Consider the following 21,473-nt stretch of genomic DNA (forward strand, 5'->3'; position numbering starts at 1 on the left):
GCCCGCCGCGCGTCCGGAGGCCTTGCGGTGCCGGGGACTTGTCGCGGAGCCGGGAGAACCGGAACCGCCCTATTCTGCGATTGCCTCGGATATACAACAAATATAGATTTAGCCAATATCTATGCCAAACCTGGTATCCGAAGACCCCTCATGCCCGCCTCGCCCTGGTTCCTGCGCGCCCGCCTCAAGACCCGCCAGTTGATGCTGTTGATCGCCATCGACGAGGAAGGCAACATCCACCGCGCCGCCGAGGTGCTGAACATGTCCCAGCCGGCGGCCTCCAAGCTGCTCAAGGACCTGGAGGACATGATGGGGGTCTCGCTGTTCGAGCGGCTGCCGCGCGGCATGCGCCCGACCTGGTACGGCGAGAGCATGATCCGCCACGCCCGCATCGCCCTGTCGAGCCTGGGCGAGGCCGGCGCGGAGATCGAGGCGCTCAAGGCCGGCCACGCCGGCAGCGTCGCCATCGGCGCGATCGCCGGACCGGCGATGACGCTGCTGCCGCCCGCGCTGGCGCGCATCACCCAGCAGCACCCGGACCTGCGCGTGTCGCTGCTGGTGGAGAGCAGCGACGTGCTGCTGGAGCGGCTGGCGCAGAACAAGCTCGATTTCCTGGTCGCGCGCCTGTTCGCCCGCCACGACAAGAGCCACCTGCACTACGAGGCCCTGGCCGAGGAGGAAGTCTGCGCGATCGCGCGCCCGCAGCACCCGATCCTGGCGCTGGAGAAGCCCGGCCTGCACGACCTGTCGCAGGCCGCGTGGATCGTGCCGCCGGAAGGCAGCGTGCTGCGCCACCGCTTCGAGCTGATGTTCCAGAGCGCCGGCCTGGAACCGCCGCGCCAGGTGCTGGGCACCGCCGCCCTGATGTTCCTGACCAAGATGCTGCAGGAGAGCGACTACCTGGCGGTGGTGCCGGTCGACGTGGCGCGCCACTACGCCGAGCACGGCATGGTGCGGATCGTCCCGGTGGAGCTGTCGTGCCGGATGGACTCGTTCGGCATCATCACCCGCACCGACTGGCTGTTGTCGCCAGGCGCGCAGACCGTGCTGGCGGCGATGAAGCAGGTGGCCGCGCAGGTGTATCCGGGGTGACTCGGGGCTGGGGGCTGGGGGCTCGGGGCTCGGGGCTCGGGGCTCGGAGCTCGGAGCTCGGAGCTCGGAGCTCGGAGCTCCAAAACAGGCTCTTTGGCCTCGATTGCCCATCAAGTGTTTTTTAGGTTTTTTGCGCCGATTTTTGGCTTTTTTGTGGGAGGGGCTTCAGCCCCGACAGAGGGCCGGTAAAGCCTGTCGGGACTGAAGTCCCTCCCACAACAGTACGCGACCCGAAGTGAGCTTGTTGCTTTACCGAGTCCCGGATCCCCGACCCCGAGTCCGGCCCTTCCGGGCCCCGGCCTCTCAATCAAAAAAAGCCTCGACCACCTTGCGCCGCCCTAGCATGAACGCGTCGGCCACGTGCCGCAGCGGGGCCAGGTCGACGTCCGAGCGGCCGGCCCGGATGATCTCGGCGAAGCGCTCGTAGAGCATCGGATACTCCCGCTCCGGCGCCTCGTGCACCAGCTTGCCGTCCACCGACAGCTTGGCGCCGCCCTCGGACAGCACCATCTCGCCGGCGTCGGTCCGGGCCACGATGTCCCAGCTCTGCTTGCCGGTCTGGCGCCAGTCGAATTCGGCCTTCAGGTCCAATCCGTCGGCGTCGGTGAAGTCGATCGACGCGGCGATCGGCGCGTCGCGGTTCTCGGGGAACTCCAGCATCGCGGCGGTGGCGAACACCGGGCGCGGCAGGATGCGGGTGACGATGGACAGCGCATTGATGCCCGGATCGAACACGCCCAGGCCGCCGGCCTGCCAGATCCATTCCTGGTTGGGATGCCACTGGCGCACGTCTTCCTTCCAGGTCACCCGCATGGAGTGGATCCGGTTGCCGGCGAGGAAGGCCCTTGCCGCCTCGACGGCCGGCGCATAGCGCGAATGCCAGCTGGCGAAGAGCGATACGCCCTTGGCGGCGGCGAGCGCTTCCAGGTCGGCCACTTCCGAGAGCGTCGCGCCCGGCGGCTTTTCCAGGAACACGTGCTTGCCGGCCGAAAGCGCCTTCACCGCCGCCTCGTAGCGGTACTGCGGCGGCATGCACAGCGAGACCGCCTGGATGCCGGGTACGGCGGCCAGCATTTCGTCGATCGTCTTGAAGTTGTCGATGCCGTCGACCGTCCCGTGGCGGCTGGCCGCCGCGATGAGCTTGTAGTCCGTGTTGCCGGCGACCGCCGGGAGATGCTGGTCGCGCACGATCTTGCCGACACCGACGATTGCGAGATTGATCTGGGACATAGCTATAGCCTTTGCGAGATGGACGCATATCGATATCCATATATATATCGATAATGCGGATATTGTTATTTTTACAATATCAATATGCCCGGTAGGATCGCCGCCGTAAAGCGTTCCGGCCGGCATCCGGCGGGACGACGCTCCCCCGCACCACCCGCACGAGGATTCCGCATCCATGGGTTCACCCAAAAAACCGTCCAGGCGCAGCCAGGACTGGTTCGGCCGTGAAGGCAAGCAGGGTTTCTACTACCGCAGTTGGCTGAAGGGCCTCGGCCTGCCGCACGACCTGTTCGACGGCCGTCCGGTGATCGGCATCTGCAACACCTGGTCGGAACTGACCCCGTGCAACAGCTCCTTCCGCGAGCTGGCCGAGCACGTCAAGCGCGGCGTGTACGAAGCGGGCGGCTTCCCGCTGGAGTTCCCGGTGATGTCGTTGGGCGAGACCCAGGTGCGCCCCACCGCGATGCTGTTCCGCAACCTCGCCAGCATGGACGTGGAAGAATCGATCCGCGCCAACCCGATCGACGGCGTGGTGCTGCTGATGGGATGCGACAAGACCACCCCGTCGTTGCTGATGGGCGCGGCCAGCGTGGACCTGCCGACGATCGGCCTGTCCGGCGGCCCCTCGCTGTCGGGCAACTGGCGCGGCCAGCCGGTGGGCTCGGGTACCGGCGTGATCCAGATGTCGGAGATGGTGCGCGCCGGCACGCTGAGCCAGGACGAGTTCGTCGAGGCCGAGGCCTGCATGCAGCGCTCCAAGGGCAGTTGCATGACCATGGGCACCGCCTCGACGATGGCGAGCATGGTCGAGGCGCTGGGCATGTCGCTGCCGGAGAACGCCGCGATCCCGGCCGTGGACGCGCGCCGCTTCCGCCTGGCCCACCTCACCGGCCGCCGCATCGTCGAGATGGTGAAGGAGGATCTGCGCATGTCGAAGATCCTCACCCGCGCCGCCTTCGAGAACGCGATCAAGACCAACGCCGCGATCGGCGGCTCGACCAACGCGGTGATCCACCTGCTGGCGCTGGCCGGCCGCATCGGCGTCGACCTCAAGCTCGGCGACTGGGACGAGCTCGGCTCGCGCCTGCCGTGCCTGGTCAACCTCAAGCCCTCCGGCCAGTACCTGATGGAGGACTTCTACTACGCCGGCGGCCTGCCCGCGGTGCTGCGCGAGATCTCCGGGTACCTGGACCTGGGCGTGGTGACCGCCAACGGCCGCACGCTCGGCGAGAACATCGCCGACGCGCCGTGCTGGAACCGCGACGTGATCCGCCCGCTGGCCGAGCCGTTCAAGACCGAGGCCGGCATCGCCGTGCTGCGCGGCAACCTGGCGCCGGACGGTGCGGTGATCAAGCCCTCGGCCGCCTCGCCGCACCTGCTGCAGCACCGCGGCCGCGCGGTGGTGTTCGAGGACATCGAGGATTTCAAGAAACGCATCGACGACGAGGCGCTCGACATCGACGAGACCTGCGTGATGGTGCTCAAGAACTGCGGCCCGCGCGGCTACCCGGGCATGGCCGAGGTCGGCAACATGCCGCTGCCGCCGAAGCTGCTCCGCCGCGGCATCACCGACATCGTGCGCGTCTCCGACGCGCGCATGAGCGGCACCGCCTACGGCACCGTGGTGCTGCACACCTCGCCCGAGGCCGCCGCCGGCGGCAACCTCGCGCTGGTGCGCGACGGCGACTTCATCGAGCTCGACGTGCCCGGCCGCCGCCTGCACCTGGACGTGTCCGACGAGGAGCTCGCGCGCCGCCGCGCCGAGTGGACGCCGCCCCCGGCGCCCACGCGCGGCTGGGCCAAGCTGTACGTCGACCACGTGCAGCAGGCGCATCTCGGCGCCGACCTGGACATCCTGGTCGGAGGCAGCGGCGACCGCGTCACCCGCGACTCGCACTGAGGCGCCCCATGGCCTCGATCGTCCGCAGCGGCCCGGTGGAATGCCTCTGGCCATTGGAGGCGACGCTGGGCGAAGGCGCCTGCTGGTCGCCGCGCGAGCAGGCGCTGTACTTCGTCGACATCCTCGGCAAGCGCCTGCACCGCTACACGCCCAACGGCGGCGCGACCCGCAGCTGGACGTTCGACGAGGAAATCTCCGCGGTCGCCGAGCGCGCGCAGGCGCCGGGGCTGCTGGTCAGCCTGCGCCACGACTTGGCCTTCTTCGATCCGGACAGCGGCACGCTGACGCGCCTGCACCGGCCGGAACCGGAGCGGCGCCACAACCGGTTCAACGACGGCAAGTGCGACGCGCGCGGCCGTTTCTGGGCGGGCAGTACCGACTACGCGTGCACGGCCTCCACCGGCGCGCTGTACCGATTCGACGGCAATGGCCGCTGCGCCCGCCATCTCGACCAAGTGCACATCGCCAACGGCCCGACCTGGTCGGCCGATGGCCGAACGATGTTCTTCAACGAGACCGGCCACGCGCGCACCTGGGCGATCGACTTCGATCCCGACAGCGGCACGCTCGGCGAACGCCGCCTGTGGCTGCAGCACGACGAGGCCAGCGAAGGCGCGCCCGACGGCATGACCACCGACGCCGCCGGCCATGTCTGGATCGCGCGCTGGGGCGGTAGCGCCGTCACCTGCCACGACGGCGAAGGCACGCAGCTGGCGAAGATCGAGCTGCCCACCGCCCACGTCACCAGTTGCGCCTTCGGCGGCCCGGACCTGCGCACGCTCTACATCACCACCGCCACGGTCGGCCTGGACGAGGCGCAACGCGCCGCCCAGCCGCTGGCCGGCGGGCTGTTCGCGGTCGAGCTCGACGTCGCAGGCGTGCCTGCGCACTGCTTCGCCGGATAACGCGCTTCCGTTCCAGGCACCTGCCTGCCCCGCTCGCCGCAGCTGCGGCCTCCGCCTCCGCGGAAGCCCACTCCTGTGGGAGCGGCTTTTTTTGTGGGAACGACTTCAGCCGCGATGGGGCTTTACCGTTGAAGCCCCATCGCGGCTGAAGCCGCTCCCACAAAAGCCGCTCGATCCGTCCCGCTCCCATCGCCCCGCGCAGGCGGGAACCCAGCGACTTGAGCCGTTGCAGCGGCAAGATCCCATCTATCCCCAGCCTCCGCATAGCGTTCCGGCGTTCCACCGGGTGCGCGCCAATGGATCGCAAGCCCCCGTTCTCCCCTCGCCTTTGCCGGGAGGCGGCTCGTTTGGCAGGACAACTGAAGCCGGTCGAGATCTGACGCCCGGGGTTGGCGCCATCGGGCGCGAACGGGCAAAACCTTCACCAAGACGGCTCCCGGCCATGCGGAGCCACTTCCCATTCCGACCTCCGCCGAGGCGCGCCTCCTCCCCACGTCATGCACGTTTGTGCACATTAATTCATGTTTTCATGTAATATCATTTGATTCCCCTGAATCCACTGCCGAATCACGCATCCATGTCCGCCAGCGCCAACACCGCCATCCGCGCGACCCGCGCGATGTTCCTGCTCTCGGGCATCGCGATGGCCGCCTGGGCCCCGGTCGTGCCCTACATCAAGTCGGACTTCGGCCTGGACGCCGGGGAACTGGGATTGGTGCTGCTGGCGTTCGGCGCCGGTTCGATGATCGCCATGCCGCTCGGCGGCCTGCTCAGCCATCGCTTCGGCAGCCGCCGGGTGATCGTGGCCAGCGCGCTGGCGCTGTGCCTGGGCCTGCCGGCCATCGCGCTGGCGCCGAGCGTGCCGCTGCTGGTACTGGCCCTGCTCTACTTCAGCGGCTCGCTCGGCATGCTCGACGTGGCGATGAACGCCCATGGCGTGGATGCGGAAAAGCATGCCGGGCGCGCGGTGATGTCCAGTTTCCATGGACTGTTCAGCCTCGGTGGGCTGGTCGGCGCCGCCGGCATGAGCGCATTGCTCGGCAGCGGCCTGCCGCTGCTCGCGAGCACGCTGCTGGTATCCATGCTGCTGTTCGCGCTGCTGCTGTGGCAACGCGGCGGGCTGATGGTGCAGGCACCGCCGGCGGCGGAGTCGGTACCGCTGCGCCTGCCGCATGGGCCGGTGCTGACGCTCGGCGTGTTCTGCTTCATCGTGCTGATGGCGGAAGGCGCGATGCTCGACTGGAGCGCGGTGCTGTTGCGCGACCACCACGGGCTGCCCGCCGCCAGCGCCGGGCTCGGCTATGCCGCGTTCTCGGTGGCGATGGCCGCGGGCCGGTTCACCGGCGACCACCTGGTGGGACGCTTCGGCCCCGTGCGCATCGTCGCGATCGGGGCGGCCCTGGCGGCCAGCGGCCTGCTGCTGGCCACCCTGTCGTCGGGAGCGGGCGCCGGCCTGCTCGGCTGCGTGCTCACCGGCCTGGGCGCGTCCAACCTGATCCCGGTGATCTTCGGCAGCGCGGGGCGCCTGCCCGGCACCTCCCCGGCCGTCGCGCTTGCCACCCTCACCACCCTCGGCTACACGGGCCTGCTGGCCGGGCCGGCCCTGATCGGCTTCCTGGCGCATGCCAGCAGCCTGCCGGCCGCGCTGGCGACGGTGGCCGCATTGCTGTTGCTCGTGGCCACCGGCGCACGCCTGGTCCGCCGCTGACTCCCTTCCCACCGGAAAACCCTGATGAGCGCACCTCCCACCCCCCGGCCCTCCATCGACACCGTGGTATTCGACCTGGGCGGCGTACTGATCGATTGGGACCCACGCCACCTCTATCGCCAACTGTTCGACGACCACGATGCGATGGAGCGCTTCCTCGCCGACATCTGCAGCCCGCAATGGAACCTGCAGCAGGACGCGGGCCGCCCCTGGCGCGAGGCCGTCGCCGAACTCAGCGCGCGCCACCCGGCGCATGCGGCGCTGATCGCCGCCTACCACGCGCGCTGGCCGGAGATGCTGGCCGGCGAGATCCCCGGCAGCGTGGCGATCCTGCACGAGCTGCGCGAGCGCGGCCTGCGCCTGTACGCGCTCACCAACTGGTCGCACGAGACCTTTCCGGTGGCGCGCGAGCGCTTTCCGTTCCTGCGATGGTTCGAGGGCATCCTGGTCTCCGGCGAAGAGCGCTTGATCAAGCCGGACCCGGCGATCTTCCGGCTGTTGCTGTCGCGCTACGGGATCGCGCCGCAGCGCGCGGTGTTCATCGACGACGCCCCGCACAACGTCGCCGGCGCGGCCGCCGAAGGCCTGCATGCCGTGCGCTTCCGCGACGCTGCCCAGTTGCGCCGCGACCTGGCCGCGCTCGGGCTGCCGCTGCGCGCGGAGGAGCCGGCGCCATGAACGCACCGGCCGACGTACTGCCGCAGGAACGCCAACAGGCGATCCTGCGGCGCCTGCGCGAACAGGGGCGCGTGGTGGCCACCGAGCTCGCCATCGCGTTCGGCGTTTCCGAGGATTCGATCCGGCGCGACCTGCGCGAGCTGGCCGCGCAAGGCCTGTGCCGCCGCGTCTACGGCGGCGCACTGCCGCCGACGCCCACCTTCGCTCCCCTGGCGCAGCGCCAGGGCGAACACCCGGCGCGCAAGCACGCGCTCGCGCGCAAGGCGGCGGCGCTGGTACGGCCCGGGCAGGTGCTGCTGCTCGATGCCGGCTCGACCAACAGCGCCATCGCCGCCGCCTTGCCGGAACGGCAGCGCCTGACCGTGGTCACCAACGCACCGGACATCGCCCAGTGCCTGATGGCGCGCGAAGGCTTCGAGATCCTGCTGGTCGGCGGCCGCATCGACCCGCGCATCGGTGCCGCGATCGGCGCCCAGGCGATAGAGCAGCTCGGCCGGGTGCGCGCCGACCTGTGCTTTCCCGGCGCCTGCGCGATCGATGCCGAGCGCGGCCTGTGGGGCGTGGACAGCGAGGAAAGCCTGTTCAAGCGCGCCATGATCGCCGCCAGCAGCGAGAGCGTGGTGGTCGCCACCAGCGACAAGCTCGGCACGCAGGCGGCCTACCAGGTCGCCGCGACGGAGGCCATCGACCACCTGGTCGTGGAGCACGACGCCGCGCCGGCACAACTGGAACCGTTCCTCGCCCGCGCGGTGCAGGTGCACGTCGCCGGCCCGGCCGAAGATGCGGCCTGACGCCGCGCCATCTCGGCCGTGCGCCGGCACGCCGCAAGAAAGAAGGGCGGCCATGGCCGCCCTTCGCTTCACGCCCGGATCTCAACCCTGCTTCGGGTCGGGTCCGTACATGTTCGGCCCCGGGGTTCCCTCGAAGCACATGAAGACCAGCACGATGAACCCGCCGACGTAGGGGATGAGGCTGAGCAGATAGAACCAACCCGACTTGCCCTGGTCGTGGAAGCGGCGTACCGACACCGCGATCGAGGGCACGATCATCGCCAGCACGAACAGCCCCAGCACCACCAGGACGAAGACGCCCAGCGGCCCCATCTTGCCCTCGCTCCCCCCGGCCACGCCGCCGATCACGGCAAGGATCCCGAGCGCCATCACCACGAGGGTGTAGAACAGCATGAACATCCAGTATTCCTTGCGCCGGGAGCGGCCATTGAAATCGGCGTAGCGTTTCAACGGCATCAGCATCCAATCCATTTGAAGCATCCTTTTTTAATTGACTGCCCGATTGCAGCGGCGCGGGATATTGCCACACGGGCGCGACGATTTCAGGCCCCGCCGGCGCGGACCGGCCGGGCGTACGGCCCGGCAGCGCAAGATCGCCAGGATCGGCAAAAGCCGGCTTATCCCGCCACTTCCAGCGCCTGCGCCAGCCGCTCCACGGCGAAGATCTCCATGCCTTTCACCGTCCCGGCCTTGGGCGCGTTGGCGCGCGGCACGATCGCCCGCTTGAAACCGTGCGTGGCCGCCTCGCGCAATCGTTCCTCGCCGTTGGGCACGGGGCGGATCTCGCCGGACAGGCCGATCTCGCCGAACGCGATGGTCTTCTCCGCCAACGGCCGGTCGCGCAGCGAGGACAGGATCGCCAGCAGCGCCGGCAGGTCCGCCGCGGTCTCCTGCACGCGGATGCCGCCGACCACGTTGATGAAGACGTCCTGGTCGCCGACCATCACCCCGCCATGCCGATGCAGCACCGCCAGCAGCATCGCCAGCCGGTTCTGCTCCAGCCCCACCGCGACCCGGCGCGGATTGGACAGCGGCGACGCGTCCACCAGCGCCTGCACCTCCACCAGCAGCGGCCGCGTGCCCTCGCGGGTCACCATCACGCAGCTGCCCGGCTGGTGCGCACTGCCGCCGGACAGGAAGATCGCCGAGGGGTTCGGCACTTCCTTCAGGCCCTTCTCGCCCATCGCGAACACGCCGAGCTCGTTGACCGCGCCGAAACGGTTCTTGAACGCGCGCAGCACGCGGAACCGGCTGCCGCTGTCGCCCTCGAAGTACAGCACCGCATCGACCATGTGCTCGAGCACGCGCGGCCCGGCGATGCCGCCCTCCTTGGTGACGTGCCCGACCAGGAACACCGCCGTGCCGGTCTCCTTGGCGTAGCGCACCAGCCGCGCCGCGCTCTCGCGCACCTGGCTGACCGAACCGGGCGCGGCAGTCAGCGACTCGCTCCACAGGGTCTGCACCGAGTCGGCCACGATCAGCTTTGGCCGCGCGCTGCTGGCATGCTGCAGGATCTGCTCGATGCAGGTCTCCGACAGCGCGTTGAGCCCGTCCAGCGGCAGGTCCAGGCGCACCGCGCGCCCGGCCACCTGCCCCAGCGACTCCTCGCCGGTCACGTACAGCACCGGCAACTGCGCGGCCATCCTGGCCAGCGCCTGCAGCAGCAGCGTCGACTTGCCGATGCCCGGATCGCCCCCGACCAGCACCACCGCCCCCTCCACCAGCCCGCCGCCGAGCACGCGGTCCAGCTCGCCGATGCCCGTGGAGACCCGCGCGTGCTCGGCATGCTGCACGTCCTTCAGCGGGGTGATCTTCGGCGCCTCGACCACGCCCGCCCAGCCGCTGCGGCGCGCGGCGGCCGGCGCCTTCCCGCCCGCCGCCGCGCTCTCCAGCACGATCTGGCTCAACGTGTTCCAGGCCCCGCACTCGGCGCACTGCCCCTGCCACTTGCTGTACTCCGCACCGCATTCGTTGCAGACGTACGCCGTTTTCGCCTTTGCCATGGACCTGCACCACTCGGAAGCCTGGCCGGCAAGCATAGAAGCTGCCGGTCTCAGATGGCGAGATGGTGGCGCCGTCCCCTGCCGCGGCGGCTCAATACGCGCATGGCGATCGAGAATTCGCCCAGCGGCGTCGGATGCAGGAGTTCAAAGTACTTTTCCATCGCTCATCCGTGCGACCGTCAACTTCCGCCCATTTCCGCTGGCGAATCGATCAATCTCCCGAGCAAGTCCAGCAGGAAGGGTTCGGCCTGGACCTCGTAAAGGAACTCGCGGTCCTCCGCCACCGCGACCAACACCTCGCCTTGCATGATGAGACTGCGCAACGGAACTCGTGCATGCGGCGCGCCGCGCACATAGAACATGCCCTGCTCGCGGAAGATCACCGTGAAGTAATCCTCCGGGTTGCCCTCCTCGAACCGGCCCACGCGCAGGGATTCGATCCGCCCCTGCTCGAACAGGACCTCAATGCGATCCCGACCGTCATGGCGCAAGACGACCGCCCTCGAGGCGATGTCCGCCATGGCGGAAAACAGAATGCGGTCGCAGGCCGCACCGCTGTCGACCTGGCATGTCTCGCCGGCCGCAACGAACCTGATCGTGCCACCATCGTCGGACAGCATGAAATCATCCGCCCGGACCAGTTCAGGGTCCCCATAAGGGGCGACATCCAACCATAGGCCGGGCTCTTTCCCATGGACCAGGCCGATTCCCGTCACCAGTGCCAGCTCCGGCATGCGCGGGATGTAGGTCAATGCCGAGTTTTCGGGGTCGGTTATCTTCTTCACGCGAGAGTCGGCCAAGGCTCTTCCACAACCCGATTCATCGATCCCATCCAGCTTGCCAGGGCGCCAGGCGCTCCTTCGCCATCCAGCCGGTAATCCTCAAGCAAAGCGTATCAATACCTGAAGCATCCCACGCCCAACCACTGCGACCATCGACGGAAGACCCCGCTCCTGACCCGAGAGCGATACATCGGTCCGAACGCTCAAGCCACCTGAACCGGCATCTCCCGGAACTCGAAGTAACGCTGCAAGTCGGCCTTTATCTGCTCGCGCTCCCCGTCGGCGACACGAGCCCCATCGTCCCAGAGGGAAATCGACTTCTCCACGACCAGCCGCCGCGGGATGATCAGGTCGCAGATCAACGATCGCCCAGCGTGATGGTAGAACACGCCCTCACCCCGGTAGACGATCTTGAAATAGGCGACACCTCCCGCGGCCGAAGGCAGCGACACCATGCCATCCAGTTGCTGCGACAGTTCGCGGGCATAGGCAATCTGATCTTTGTTCATCGATTATCCGGTTCCTCTGCAACCCTTCACCCTGAATCCCTCCTTGGTCATGCGGCGGATGCTGGTCACCCTGCCCGTCTTCAATCCTTGCCGGAGCCTGGGACGCTCGATTTTCCACCAAGTACGCTCACCATAGGGACCGAAACGGGTCGCTCCCGTGCTGAATACATGCACGTCGCCCGAAGCCCCTTCCGCGAATCTGACCGAGGCGATGTTCCATATCTCGGCGGCCTGCGCCGGGGTGATATGGGATTGGTTGAATAAATCCCAAGCATCAAGAATTTTACCGCCTGCCGTTTGCTCGAGCGTTGTTTTTCCTACCGAGGCGGCCCAGCGCTGCGCATCCGCCATTCGCGGAGTGGACCAGAACACAGCCCCATCCCGTTTGGTAGAGAAGTCAAGCACATTGTTCGCCAGGTGCTTCAACGTATCGAAATCAGGCACCGGCCCTGGTGTCAGGCCACTCGGGTCGATCCACTCGAGCGTGTTGGGAGCGTACTGGTAGAGCCCGACACCTCCGGCCAGGCCGATCGGATCCTTGCTTATGAAGCTGCCCAGGTGTGGATCGTAGTACCGATTGAGGTTGTAGTGCAGGCCGGTTTCGACGTCCTCGTATTGGCCCTGCAAGCGCAACGGATTGCAGATCTCCTCCAGCGTGATCTCGCAATCGCCCCACGCCCCATAGTTCGCTTCCCAGACCACCTTCCCTCGCCCGTCCGTGATCCGCGTGGGGCATCCATTGGGTTCGGTGTGATAGTGATAGACCTTGCGCGACGAAGCCGACGCGTCCTGCTGGGGCGAATTATCGTCATCACGGCGTTGGCTCACCGAGCCCGGTTCCGGCGATACGGCGGCAACAGGGCGCTGGAACGAAGGTGGCAGATTATCCGCAAGCGCAGCATCCATCTTGTCGGAGCCTAGGAACGACATACCCAGTCGGGCGACTCCCAGCCCCGACGCTGGCCGTTCCGGCCCCTTGCCCTGGAGAACCTGCCCTGCGCCGAGTACCCCAAGCGTTCCCGATTCGATCTTGCTCGTTCTCCGCGCGGTGGCCGGCACATTCCTATCCACGCTATCGGCCACTGGCGCGATCGATGGCGCCCTTGCATCGCCCCGCTTGCCTCCCGCTTCGATCAGGGCCAACGGCACGTAGCTGGCGGGATGGAATACATACTCGCGCGCCCGGCCACACAGGACCGCCATGGTCCGTTGCTGCGCACGCCGCCGTTCGAACGGGATGACCCTGTGCCCATATGATGCGCCCGCCTCCGGTTCGGTATCGTCATCCACTTCAGCCAGCAATGCATCGCCGTCCCAGAAGAACCTGGTGGTGCATGTTGCCGTGCGTTTGAAAATACGTCGTCCCAACGCATCGTAGCCATAGCGCACCGTTCCCGCTGCGCTGCGGCTTTCGACGAGACGTTGGCAAGCATCCCATCTGAACTCGACTCCGCCGGCGCGCGAATCTCGGGAACCGGAAGCATCCCTGAGCGCAAGGTTGCCTACCCGGTCGAACTCGTAATCGACTCCGTTCAGGCTTCCGATGCGAGTCCAATGCTCAGGCTGGCTATCCCCACCGGCCACCCGCAAGGCGCCGATAGCACGAACCTCGGTCCGCATGCGTTCGCCAGCCGCATCCGTCATATAGCGACGAATGCGGCCCAATGGATCGACGTGGCTCAGTATGCGCCCCATGGGATCATAGGTATAGCGCTCGCAACCGCACCTGCTGTCGTCACGTTCGGTCAATTGCCCGGCACGGTCGTAGCGATAGTGCGTCTCAAACAAATTGGACTGGCACGCATCGAGTACTTTCCGGGAGCTGAGCCGCCCCCGTTCGTCATAAGTGGACTCCCTGCGCAGATGTTCGCCGAGTTGTTCGGCGACAACGCGACCAAAGTTATCGCGCTCGATCCGGATGGGAGCATCATCATTGATCTGCAACGACGCCAACACACCCTGGCCATCGAATACCGAAAGAATGCGATTGCCAGCGCCGCTCCGGCGCAGAACCTGCCGCCCGGCAGCATCGTAGCCGTAGGAGACCACAAAGCCTCCCTGGTCCTCCTCCACAAGACAGCCATCCTCGTCGTAACGCCGTTTTATGGCGCCATGCGGGTTGCGTGCCTCGCGCAGGAAACCACGAGCATCATAGACGTAATGCTCGCTGAAGATTCCACCAGGGCGATCGGGATCCTGAAGATGCCTCGCCACCACCCGTCCCAGGCCATCATTGTCGTAACGAATCTCCCTGCCCAGCGCATCCACTGTGGCGATCAGCCGGCTCGCTCCGTCATACCGGTAGCGTCTCGGCTGTCCCCAATAGTCCGATTCGCAAACGATGCGTCCCAATGCATCGCGCTGCAGCGAGTAGGTCTGGCCGGTGGCATTGGTCACCTCCAACAGTCGTTCTTCCGTGTCATAGCGGTAGCGGACATCGCTACCATCCGGATGCACACGGCGGCCGAGTTGGCCGATGCCCACGTATTCCAAGCGGGTCGTCCGTTCCGCCTCGTCCGTATAGCCGATCAGCTGATCCTCGGCGTCGTACTGCAAGCTCGCGACCATGGTCGTCTCCATCCGCACCGACAGAAGACGTCCCTTGCGATCGTAGGAGAGCAGCGCGACATTGCCGTCGGCACCGTGTTGCCGCAACACCCTGCCAAGGGCATCGCATTCGAACCGTCCCTTGTCGGCCCGATCATCCGCAATACGGATCAGGTTGCCGTAGCGATCGTATTGCAGCCTGGTTTCCACTCCAGAAGCATCGATGTGCCGGCATAACTGCCCGAAAGCATCGTATTCATAGCGCGAGACGGCCCCCATCGGAGTGATCTGTTCGAGCAATAGATCACGCTCGTCCCAGGCCTGCCGCCATACGGCATTGCCTGGCTCGATGAACGACCGCTCGTGATCGAGTTCATCGTATTCGCAACGCAGCACGCTGCCGTCCGGCCGCGACAACGCAACCAGATTCCCCCGCTCGTCATACTCGAATCCCGTCCGCAAGCCTTCCGGGTCCGTCACCGCCACGGTGCGGCCGAAGTCGTCGTACTCGAACACGGTGACGCCGTCGAGCGGATCGATCTCGCACAGCGGCAGGCGATGCTCGTCGAACTTCACCACCGTGGCGTGGCCGAGCGAATCGGTCAGGCGGGTCTCGCGGAGCAGGTCGTCGTATTCGAAGCGGTAGTCGTACAGTCCGCCATCGCCCCAGGAATGCACCACCCGCCATTGGGCGTCGTAGGCGTAGTGGAACGACAGACCGACCCGGTCGGTGTGGCGCACCATCCGGTGCTGGCGATACTCGAACGTGCGCGCCGCATCGAGCGCGTCCAGCGCCGCGGCCAGGTCGCCGTCCGCGTAGCGGTAGGACACCAGCGGATGGTTCAGGCCGGTGGCCGGGTCGTGCAGCTGCAATCGCTCGATCCGCCCCTGCCGCGCTTCCACTTCGATGAAACGCCCCTGCAGGCCGTCGATGCCGCTCTCGACGATGCGCACCAGGTGCCCGTCGCGGCGCTCGAAGCGCCAGTGGTTGCCGCAGGCATCCTCGATGCGCGCGATCGGTAGCGTGCGGTCGCCCGGCAGCACCGCCACGCCGGGAGCGGGCGCGTGTTCGAAGCGATAGCGGCGGCCGTCCTTGAAGCGCACCAGCAGATGCACGCCTTCGCGATACAGGCGCGCGCCGTCGACGAAATCCAGCACATGGTGGGCCATGCCGTCGCCGGCCGGCAGCTGGGGAAACAACGCCGCCTCGTCCGGCCCCGACAGCCAGGCGCTGCCGTCCGCCGACAACTGCAGCCGGATGTCGGCCGGCGTCTGCCAGCCATGGCCGCAGTTGCCCGCATGCGCGGCCTCGCGCGAGCTGTACACGCGCCGCCACGGCAACGGCAGCCGCCCGGGAATCGAGAAGTCCTCGTGCGTCACCGAGACGCTGCCGTCGCGGATGTCCACCGGCTCGGCGCGCAGCACCTTGCACTTCAGGAATCCCGGCGGCAGATTGCCCCACTTGGCCCTGCGCCAGTTGGCGAACGCGTCCAGCTTCTTGCGCACGAAACTGGCCTTGCGCAGCTTGCCGAGCCCGGCGAACAGGCCGCGGAACGCCAGCGCCGTCCACGACACCGTCGGCGGGCCACCCACCGTCACGTTGGTCGGGATCGCCACGTTCAACCCCGTCGGCAGCGACAGCGCGCGCAACGGCTTCTTCGGCTTCTTGCGCCGGAACGGCACCACCAGGCCCACCAGGTTGCAGTCCAGCACCGGCATCGCCAGCCGCGAGAATGGCTCGCCGTCCGCCGACACCGTCCGGCTCCCCATGAAGATCTCCTCGCCGTCGAACTGCGGCCCCATCGGCGCGGCCATCGGCGGCGCCCACGCGCCCAGCGGGATGTGGATGTCCAGCCCGCCCGTGCCCGCCGTGGCCCGGTGCACGCCCCCCACCTTCACCGTCGAACCGATGAACGGCAGGTAGTCGAACGGGTCCAGCACCAGGCCGATGTGCGGCGTCGGCAACGGACACGGCGGCATCGCGTACATGTGGATGTCGATGCCCAGCTGCGGGTCGAAATGCTTGGCGGCGATGCTCATGTGGCTCCCTCGGCAACGTCTGTGTCGCGGCGCCGTCCTGGCGCGCGGGTTCCCGTCAAGGCGGGTCGTCGTCCAGGCCCACCAGTTCGGGCAGTCCGGCCTCGCGGCGCTTGGTGACGATGTACTGCACGTACCACTCCGGGTTCTCGCTGTTGCGGCGCACGGACTTGATGATGCGCAGCCAGCGGTCGTTCCAGGTACCGCCGTCCGAGAGCCGGTGGCCGCGCCGCTCCATCGCGATGTTGGCGTCGTAGGCCATCGCCGCGTCGGCGCGCTGCCCGGGGGTGTCCAGCAGGATCGTCTTGCCCGTGCCGTCGCGCCGGTAGTCGATGCCGCTGCCATTGCCGGAGAACGCCTTGGCGCAGGCCCCGAGCAACAGGGCCGCCAGCCCGGCGGCGATCAGGAGCCAATACCAGATGTTCATGCGCACGTGCCTCCGTCCTTCAGCCATTCGGGAACGTCGGTCCGGGGAAATCGCCGGTACCCAGGCCCAATCCGTTCTGATTATGGATGCCCACGGTCCTGATCGGATTAATGCGGCGTACCTGCGAGACCCACTGCCCCGGGTTGTTCGAGGCGTACAGGGGCGCGATGTCGCCGACCGGCTGGATGTAGCGCCATTCGGCGAGGTTGGCCCCGTTCAGCGCTTCGGCCGCGGTGTTGTAGCTCACCGCCGGGCTGCGCAGCACCACGGTCGATCCCGGCGGGATGTGCGCGGCCGAACGCACGACGGTGGCGGCGCCCTGGCTGTGGCCGACGATGGTGACCGGGTGGTCGAGCTGGCGCAGCCCGTCGATGAAACCCTGGGTCAATGGATCGCCGCCGCGCCCGAACTTCTGCACCGCGGTCTCGAACACGTCGCCCATGCCGCCGATCGGCCCGCGCAGGAAGCCCGGTATCCACCGCGGCAGGCCTTCCGAGAAGCTGGGGTTGTAGTAGTAGGCGACGCCGCGGCTGTTCGCCAGCTCCACCGCGGCGTCGCGGCTGCCCATGATGCCGTTGGTGTAGATCACGTCGTAGTCGTTGACGTTGCGCGAGTCGCCTTCGGGAAAGATCCACTCGCCGCGCCGGCACGGAGCGAGGCCCAGCGGATCCATCCAGCGGAACGGATTGCCGTGGCCGTAGTCGTAGAGGTTCTCGCCGGCGGCGAGCAGCATCGGGTCTGCGCCGGCATAGCACCCGACCTGCGGGTCGTAGTAGCGCGCCAGGTTGTAGCAAAGCCCGCTCTCGGCGTCGTAGTACATCCCCGGCAGGCGCAACGGCTGCGCCAGGCGCGCATCGCGCAACCGTGCCCGCACCTGCCCCCACGGCGCCGAAGCCGCGGCCCAGGCCAGTTCGCCATGCGCATCCAGCAGGCGCAACGGACTGCCGTTGACGTCGTTGCAGTAGTAGTAGATCCGCCGCACTTGCAGGGTGCGCGAAGCGGGCGCGGAGGCGTCCACCGCATCCGCCGCACCGGCCTGCGCAGGTCCGGCCGGCTTCGCGGCATCCGGGCCGGACCGCACCGGGGCACGCGGTGCATCGTTGGCCGGGGATCTCGATGGAAACAGCGTGGCGCTGCCCAGGGCCCCCAGCGTCCGCGCGGCCGGCGCGGCGCCGGCAGGCCGCGCCGGTTCCTCGGTGGGACCGTCCGTGGCTGGCGGGCCGGCAGGGCCCGGCGCTCCTCCCAGCCGCATGCCGCCGCCGAGCGTCGCGCCCAGTCCGTTGCTCGGTTCCTGCCGCGGCCGGGCCGGGCCGGCAGGTGCCTGCGGGATCGGCTTGGTTGGCGGAAGCGGCTCTTGCGGGCTGGCGCCGGTCCTCGCCTCCGGCGCGGGCGCCCGCGCTTGTTCGTTCCCTGCTGCAGCGGCGGGGACCACCGTCACCGTCTCCGGCACGATCAGCAGCAGGGGTTCGTAGCCATGCGGCCGGTACACGTATTCGCGCACCTGGGCATGCAAGTCCTGCAAGCGCTTGCGCCGCCGCCGCGCCTCGTACAGGTCGGCGACATTGCCGTCCCACAACGACGAGGGGGCCGGATCGTCGCAGGTCACCTCGCCCAGCAGCACGTCGCCATCCCAGAAGAACCAGGTCGTGGCCTGCGGCGTGCGCTTGCAGACCCGGCGGCCCAGCGCGTCGTAGGCGTAGCGGGTGGCGTCCTGCCGGCCTTCCCAACGACTCTCGACCAGGCGCTGCTGGGCATCCCAGCGCAACGAGAGCGTCGGCTGGCCGGCCTGCCGGCGCAGGCTGCGCGCCACCAGGTTGCCGGCACGGTCGAAGCGATAGCCGATGCCGTCGCACTCGCCTTCCCGCCACCATTCCTCGATCACGCCGGCGTCCGCGCCCGCCACGGCCCGCCGCGCCACGACGCGGGTGGCCAGGCGATTGCCCGCCGCGTCGTGCGGGAAACTCCGCTCCCCCTCCATCGCACTGTCGTGCGCCACGAGCCTGCGCGCGACGTCGTAGCCGTAGCGATCCTCGCCGAACACCGAATCCTGGCGCGCGACGGCATTGCCGGCGGCGTCGTACTCGTGCGCGATCGCGAACAGTTCGCCGTGCGCGCCCTGCCACTGTTCCAGCGCGACCATGCCGGACAGGTCGTAGCCGAGATTGCGGGACAGGTGCTCGCCCAGGCGTTCGAGCACGGCCTGGTTGCGCCGGTTGCGCACGCTCTCCAGGGCGTCCTCGCCGTTGACCCGCATCCGCTGCAGGCGCCCGAGCGGGTCGTACTCCATCGCCAGCGTGTTGCCTGCATCGCTGCTTCGGCCGACGCGGTTGCCCACCGCATCGTAGGCATGGCGCACGGCGAAGCCGTTCTGCACTTCGCTGAGCAAGCGCCCGGCGGCATCGTATTCGCACAGGACATGGGCTGCCGCATTGCGCGCTTCCAGCAAGCGGCCCTCGCTGTCGTAGCGCAAGTGCTCGGCATGCCAGCGCTGCGGATCGGCGTCATCGCGATGGCGGCGCCGCACGACGCGCCCCATCGCGTCCAGTTCCAGGTGCACGCTGCGTCCCAAGGGATCGATGGTGCGCACGACGCGGCCCGCGGCATCGCGCTGGTAGCGGCGGACCTGCCCCCAGTAATCGACCTCGGCGATCACGCAACCGCGCGCATCGCGCTGCCACGCGTAGGTCTGCCCGTTGGGATCGACCAACTCGCGGATGCGGCCTTCCTTGTCGTAGCGGTACTCGGTGGTCGCGCCGTCGGGCCGTACCCGCCGCGACAGCCAGCCCAGCCCCGTGTAGTCCAGGCGGGTCGATGCGCCATCCATGTCCAGGTGGCGCACGAGCTGTCCTTCGCCGTCGTAGTGGTACTGGCTGCGCCTTCCGTCCGGCGCCTGCACCGCGCGCAGGCGGCCGGCCGCGTCGTGCTCGTAGACGAAGAGGTTGCCGCCCACGTCCCAGCGCCGCAGGATGCGCCCGAGCGCGTCGTGCTCGGCGCGCTCCTGCTGGCCCAAGGCGTCCTCGCGCAGCGCCAGCTTGCCGTAGCGGTCGTAGCGCAGCCGGGTGACATGGCCCAGCGCATCGGTCGTCTCGGCCAACTGCCCGCTGGCGTGGTAGGCGAAGCGGGTGGTCGCGCCGAGGGCATCGGTCATCGCCGCCAGCAGGCCCCGCTCGTTCCACTCGAAGCGGGTGGCCGCCCCGCATCCGTCGATGCGCTGCAGCAGCCGGTCGTCGTCGTCGAACCGCCGTTGCAGCGTGCTGCCGTCGGGGCGGCGCCATTCGAGGAGGTTGCCGCGTTCGTCGTAGGCGAAACCGTGGCGCAGGCCATTGGCGTCGGTCACGGCGACGGTCCGGCCGGAGCCGTCGTACTCGAACAGGGTGACCCCATCGAGCGGGTCGATCTCGCACAACGGCAGCCCCGCGCCGTCGAACTTCACCACGCTCGCATGTCCGGCGGAATCGGTGACGCGGGTTTCCCGCAGCAGTTCGTCGTATTCGAAGCGGTAGTCGTACAGCCCGCCATCGCCCCAGGAATGCACCACCCGCCATTGGGCATCGTAGGCGTAGTGGAACGACAGACCGACCCGGTCGGTGTGGCGCACCATCCGATGCTGGCGATACTCGAACGTGCGCGCCGCATCGAGCGCGTCCAGCGCCGCGGCCAGGTCCCCGTCCGCGTAGCGGTAGGACACCAGCGGATGGTTCAGGCCGGTGGCCGGATCGTACAGTTGCATCCGCTCGATCCGCCCTTGCCGCGCTTCCACTTCGATGAAACGCCCCTGCAGGCCGTCGATGCCGCTTTCGACGATGCGCACCAGGTGGCCGCCCTGGCGCTCGAAGCGCCAGTGGTTGCCGCAGATGTCCTCGATGCGCGCGATCGGCCAGCGATCCGACCCGGCCGCCTGCTCGAACCAGTAGCTCACGCCGTCCTTGCAGCGCACGACCCAATGGCCTTCGCGCTGCGACAGCCTGGCGCCCTCGACGCATTCGAGCACCACTTCCCCGCCCTGCGGCAATGCCGGGAACAAGGCCTCGCCGGACGGGTCGTGGAAGGCGACCCAGCCGTCGCCCTCCAGCACCAGCCGGATATCCGCCGGCGTGCGCCAGCCATGGCCGCAGCTGCCGGACTCGTCGCGATTGGACCGATAGGCGCGCACCCAGGCCAGCGGCAGCCGACCGGGCACGCTGAAATCCTCGTGCGTCACCGAGACGCTGCCGTCGCGAATGTCCACCGGCTCGGCGCGCAGCACGTTGCACTTGAGGAAGCCGGGCTTGAGGTTGGAGAACACGCTGCGGCGCACGTTGCGGAACGCCTCGGCGGCCCGCGCGCCCAGCCGCGAGCGGCGCAGCTTGCCGAGCCCGGCGAACAGGCCGCGGAACGCCAGCGCCGTCCACGACACCGTCGGCGGGCCACCCACCGTCACGTTGGTCGGGATCGCCACGTTCAACCCCGTCGGCAGCGACAGCGCGCGCAACGGCTTCTTCGGCTTCTTGCGCCGGAACGGCACCACCAGGCCCACCAGGTTGCAGTCCAGCACCGGCATCGCCAGCCGCGAGAACGGCTCGCCGTCCGCCGACACGGTCCGGCTCCCCATGAAGATCTCCTCGCCGTCGAACTGCGGCCCCATCGGTGCGGCCATCGGCGGCGCCCACGCGCCCAGCGGGATGTGGATGTCCAGCCCGCCCGTGCCCGCCGTGGCCCGGTGCACGCCCCCCACCTTCACCGTCGAGCCGATGAACGGCAGGTAGTCGAACGGGTCCAGCACCAGGCCGATGTGCGGCGTCGGCAACGGGCACGGCGGCATCGCGTACATGTGGATGTCGATGCCCAGCTGCGGGTCGAAATGCTTGGCGGCGATGCTCATCGA

Annotated in this window: 14 protein-coding genes; 6 read left to right on the forward strand and 8 right to left on the reverse strand. The window is 68.2% G+C overall.

Translation table 11 applies throughout. The annotated features are described in order from the left end of the window. The first annotated feature begins 150 nt into the window (after positions 1 to 150). Complete coding sequence (locus tag M3M27_RS14430) at positions 151 to 1,092, forward strand: LysR family transcriptional regulator (protein ID WP_434026073.1); 942 nt, start codon at positions 151 to 153, stop codon at positions 1,090 to 1,092. Positions 1,093 to 1,395: 303 nt separating this feature from the next. Here M3M27_RS14430 and M3M27_RS14435 read toward each other — a convergent pair whose 3' ends face one another. After that, complete coding sequence (locus M3M27_RS14435) at positions 1,396 to 2,322, reverse strand: Gfo/Idh/MocA family protein (protein WP_434026074.1); 927 nt, start codon at positions 2,320 to 2,322, stop codon at positions 1,396 to 1,398. A 175-nt stretch (positions 2,323 to 2,497) separates the two neighbouring features. On the opposite strand from M3M27_RS14435, the gene M3M27_RS14440 reads away from it, so the two are divergent. The 5 genes from M3M27_RS14440 to M3M27_RS14460 all read left to right on the forward strand — a co-directional run bounded on the left by M3M27_RS14440 (position 2,498) and on the right by M3M27_RS14460 (position 8,304). Further along, positions 2,498 to 4,222: an IlvD/Edd family dehydratase gene (locus M3M27_RS14440; protein ID WP_434026076.1), complete on the forward strand. Its 1,725-nt coding sequence runs from the start codon at positions 2,498 to 2,500 to the stop codon at positions 4,220 to 4,222. 8 nt (positions 4,223 to 4,230) lie between these two features. Next, positions 4,231 to 5,127: an SMP-30/gluconolactonase/LRE family protein gene (locus M3M27_RS14445; RefSeq protein WP_434026077.1), complete on the forward strand. Its 897-nt coding sequence runs from the start codon at positions 4,231 to 4,233 to the stop codon at positions 5,125 to 5,127. A gap of 577 nt (positions 5,128 to 5,704) precedes the next feature. Beyond that, entirely contained in the window at positions 5,705 to 6,835 is a 1,131-nt protein-coding gene (locus tag M3M27_RS14450) for an MFS transporter (protein ID WP_434026078.1), read from the forward strand. 24 nt (positions 6,836 to 6,859) lie between these two features. Next, the gene (locus tag M3M27_RS14455; RefSeq protein WP_434026079.1) at positions 6,860 to 7,513 is read left to right on the forward strand and encodes an HAD family hydrolase; all 654 of its coding nucleotides are present in this window, start codon (positions 6,860 to 6,862) and stop codon (positions 7,511 to 7,513) included. Continuing rightward, positions 7,510 to 8,304 (forward strand): DeoR/GlpR family DNA-binding transcription regulator, encoded by a 795-nt coding sequence (locus tag M3M27_RS14460; protein ID WP_434026080.1) that lies wholly within the window; start codon positions 7,510 to 7,512, stop codon positions 8,302 to 8,304. The genes M3M27_RS14455 and M3M27_RS14460 overlap by 4 nt, the downstream gene beginning before the upstream one ends. Positions 8,305 to 8,385: 81 nt before the next feature. Here M3M27_RS14460 and M3M27_RS14465 read toward each other — a convergent pair whose 3' ends face one another. From M3M27_RS14465 to M3M27_RS14495, 7 genes are all read right to left on the reverse strand, one after another. Continuing rightward, entirely contained in the window at positions 8,386 to 8,775 is a 390-nt protein-coding gene (locus M3M27_RS14465) for a DUF805 domain-containing protein (RefSeq protein ID WP_140722813.1), read from the reverse strand. Positions 8,776 to 8,921: 146 nt separating this feature from the next. After that, positions 8,922 to 10,307 (reverse strand): DNA repair protein RadA, encoded by a 1,386-nt coding sequence (gene radA, locus M3M27_RS14470; RefSeq protein WP_434026081.1) that lies wholly within the window; start codon positions 10,305 to 10,307, stop codon positions 8,922 to 8,924. Positions 10,308 to 10,486: 179 nt separating this feature from the next. Then, the gene (locus M3M27_RS14475) at positions 10,487 to 11,092 is read right to left on the reverse strand and encodes a hypothetical protein (RefSeq protein ID WP_434026082.1); all 606 of its coding nucleotides are present in this window, start codon (positions 11,090 to 11,092) and stop codon (positions 10,487 to 10,489) included. 200 nt (positions 11,093 to 11,292) lie between these two features. Next, positions 11,293 to 11,598 (reverse strand): hypothetical protein, encoded by a 306-nt coding sequence (locus tag M3M27_RS14480; protein WP_434026083.1) that lies wholly within the window; start codon positions 11,596 to 11,598, stop codon positions 11,293 to 11,295. A 3-nt stretch (positions 11,599 to 11,601) separates the two neighbouring features. Beyond that, positions 11,602 to 16,185, reverse strand: a complete 4,584-nt coding sequence (locus M3M27_RS14485; RefSeq protein ID WP_434026084.1) for an RHS repeat-associated core domain-containing protein — start codon at positions 16,183 to 16,185, stop codon at positions 11,602 to 11,604. A 55-nt stretch (positions 16,186 to 16,240) separates the two neighbouring features. Beyond that, positions 16,241 to 16,609 carry a hypothetical protein gene (locus M3M27_RS14490; RefSeq protein WP_140722843.1) on the reverse strand — a complete coding sequence of 123 codons (369 nt, stop codon included), beginning with the start codon at positions 16,607 to 16,609 and terminating at the stop codon, positions 16,241 to 16,243. Between the two features lie 19 nt (positions 16,610 to 16,628). Next, entirely contained in the window at positions 16,629 to 21,470 is a 4,842-nt protein-coding gene (locus M3M27_RS14495) for an RHS repeat-associated core domain-containing protein (protein ID WP_434026085.1), read from the reverse strand. Positions 21,471 to 21,473 lie beyond the last annotated feature (3 nt).

The organism is Xanthomonas boreopolis (genome assembly GCF_046529185.1).
In the GTDB taxonomy this organism is placed as follows: domain Bacteria; phylum Pseudomonadota; class Gammaproteobacteria; order Xanthomonadales; family Xanthomonadaceae; genus Pseudomonas_S; species Pseudomonas_S boreopolis.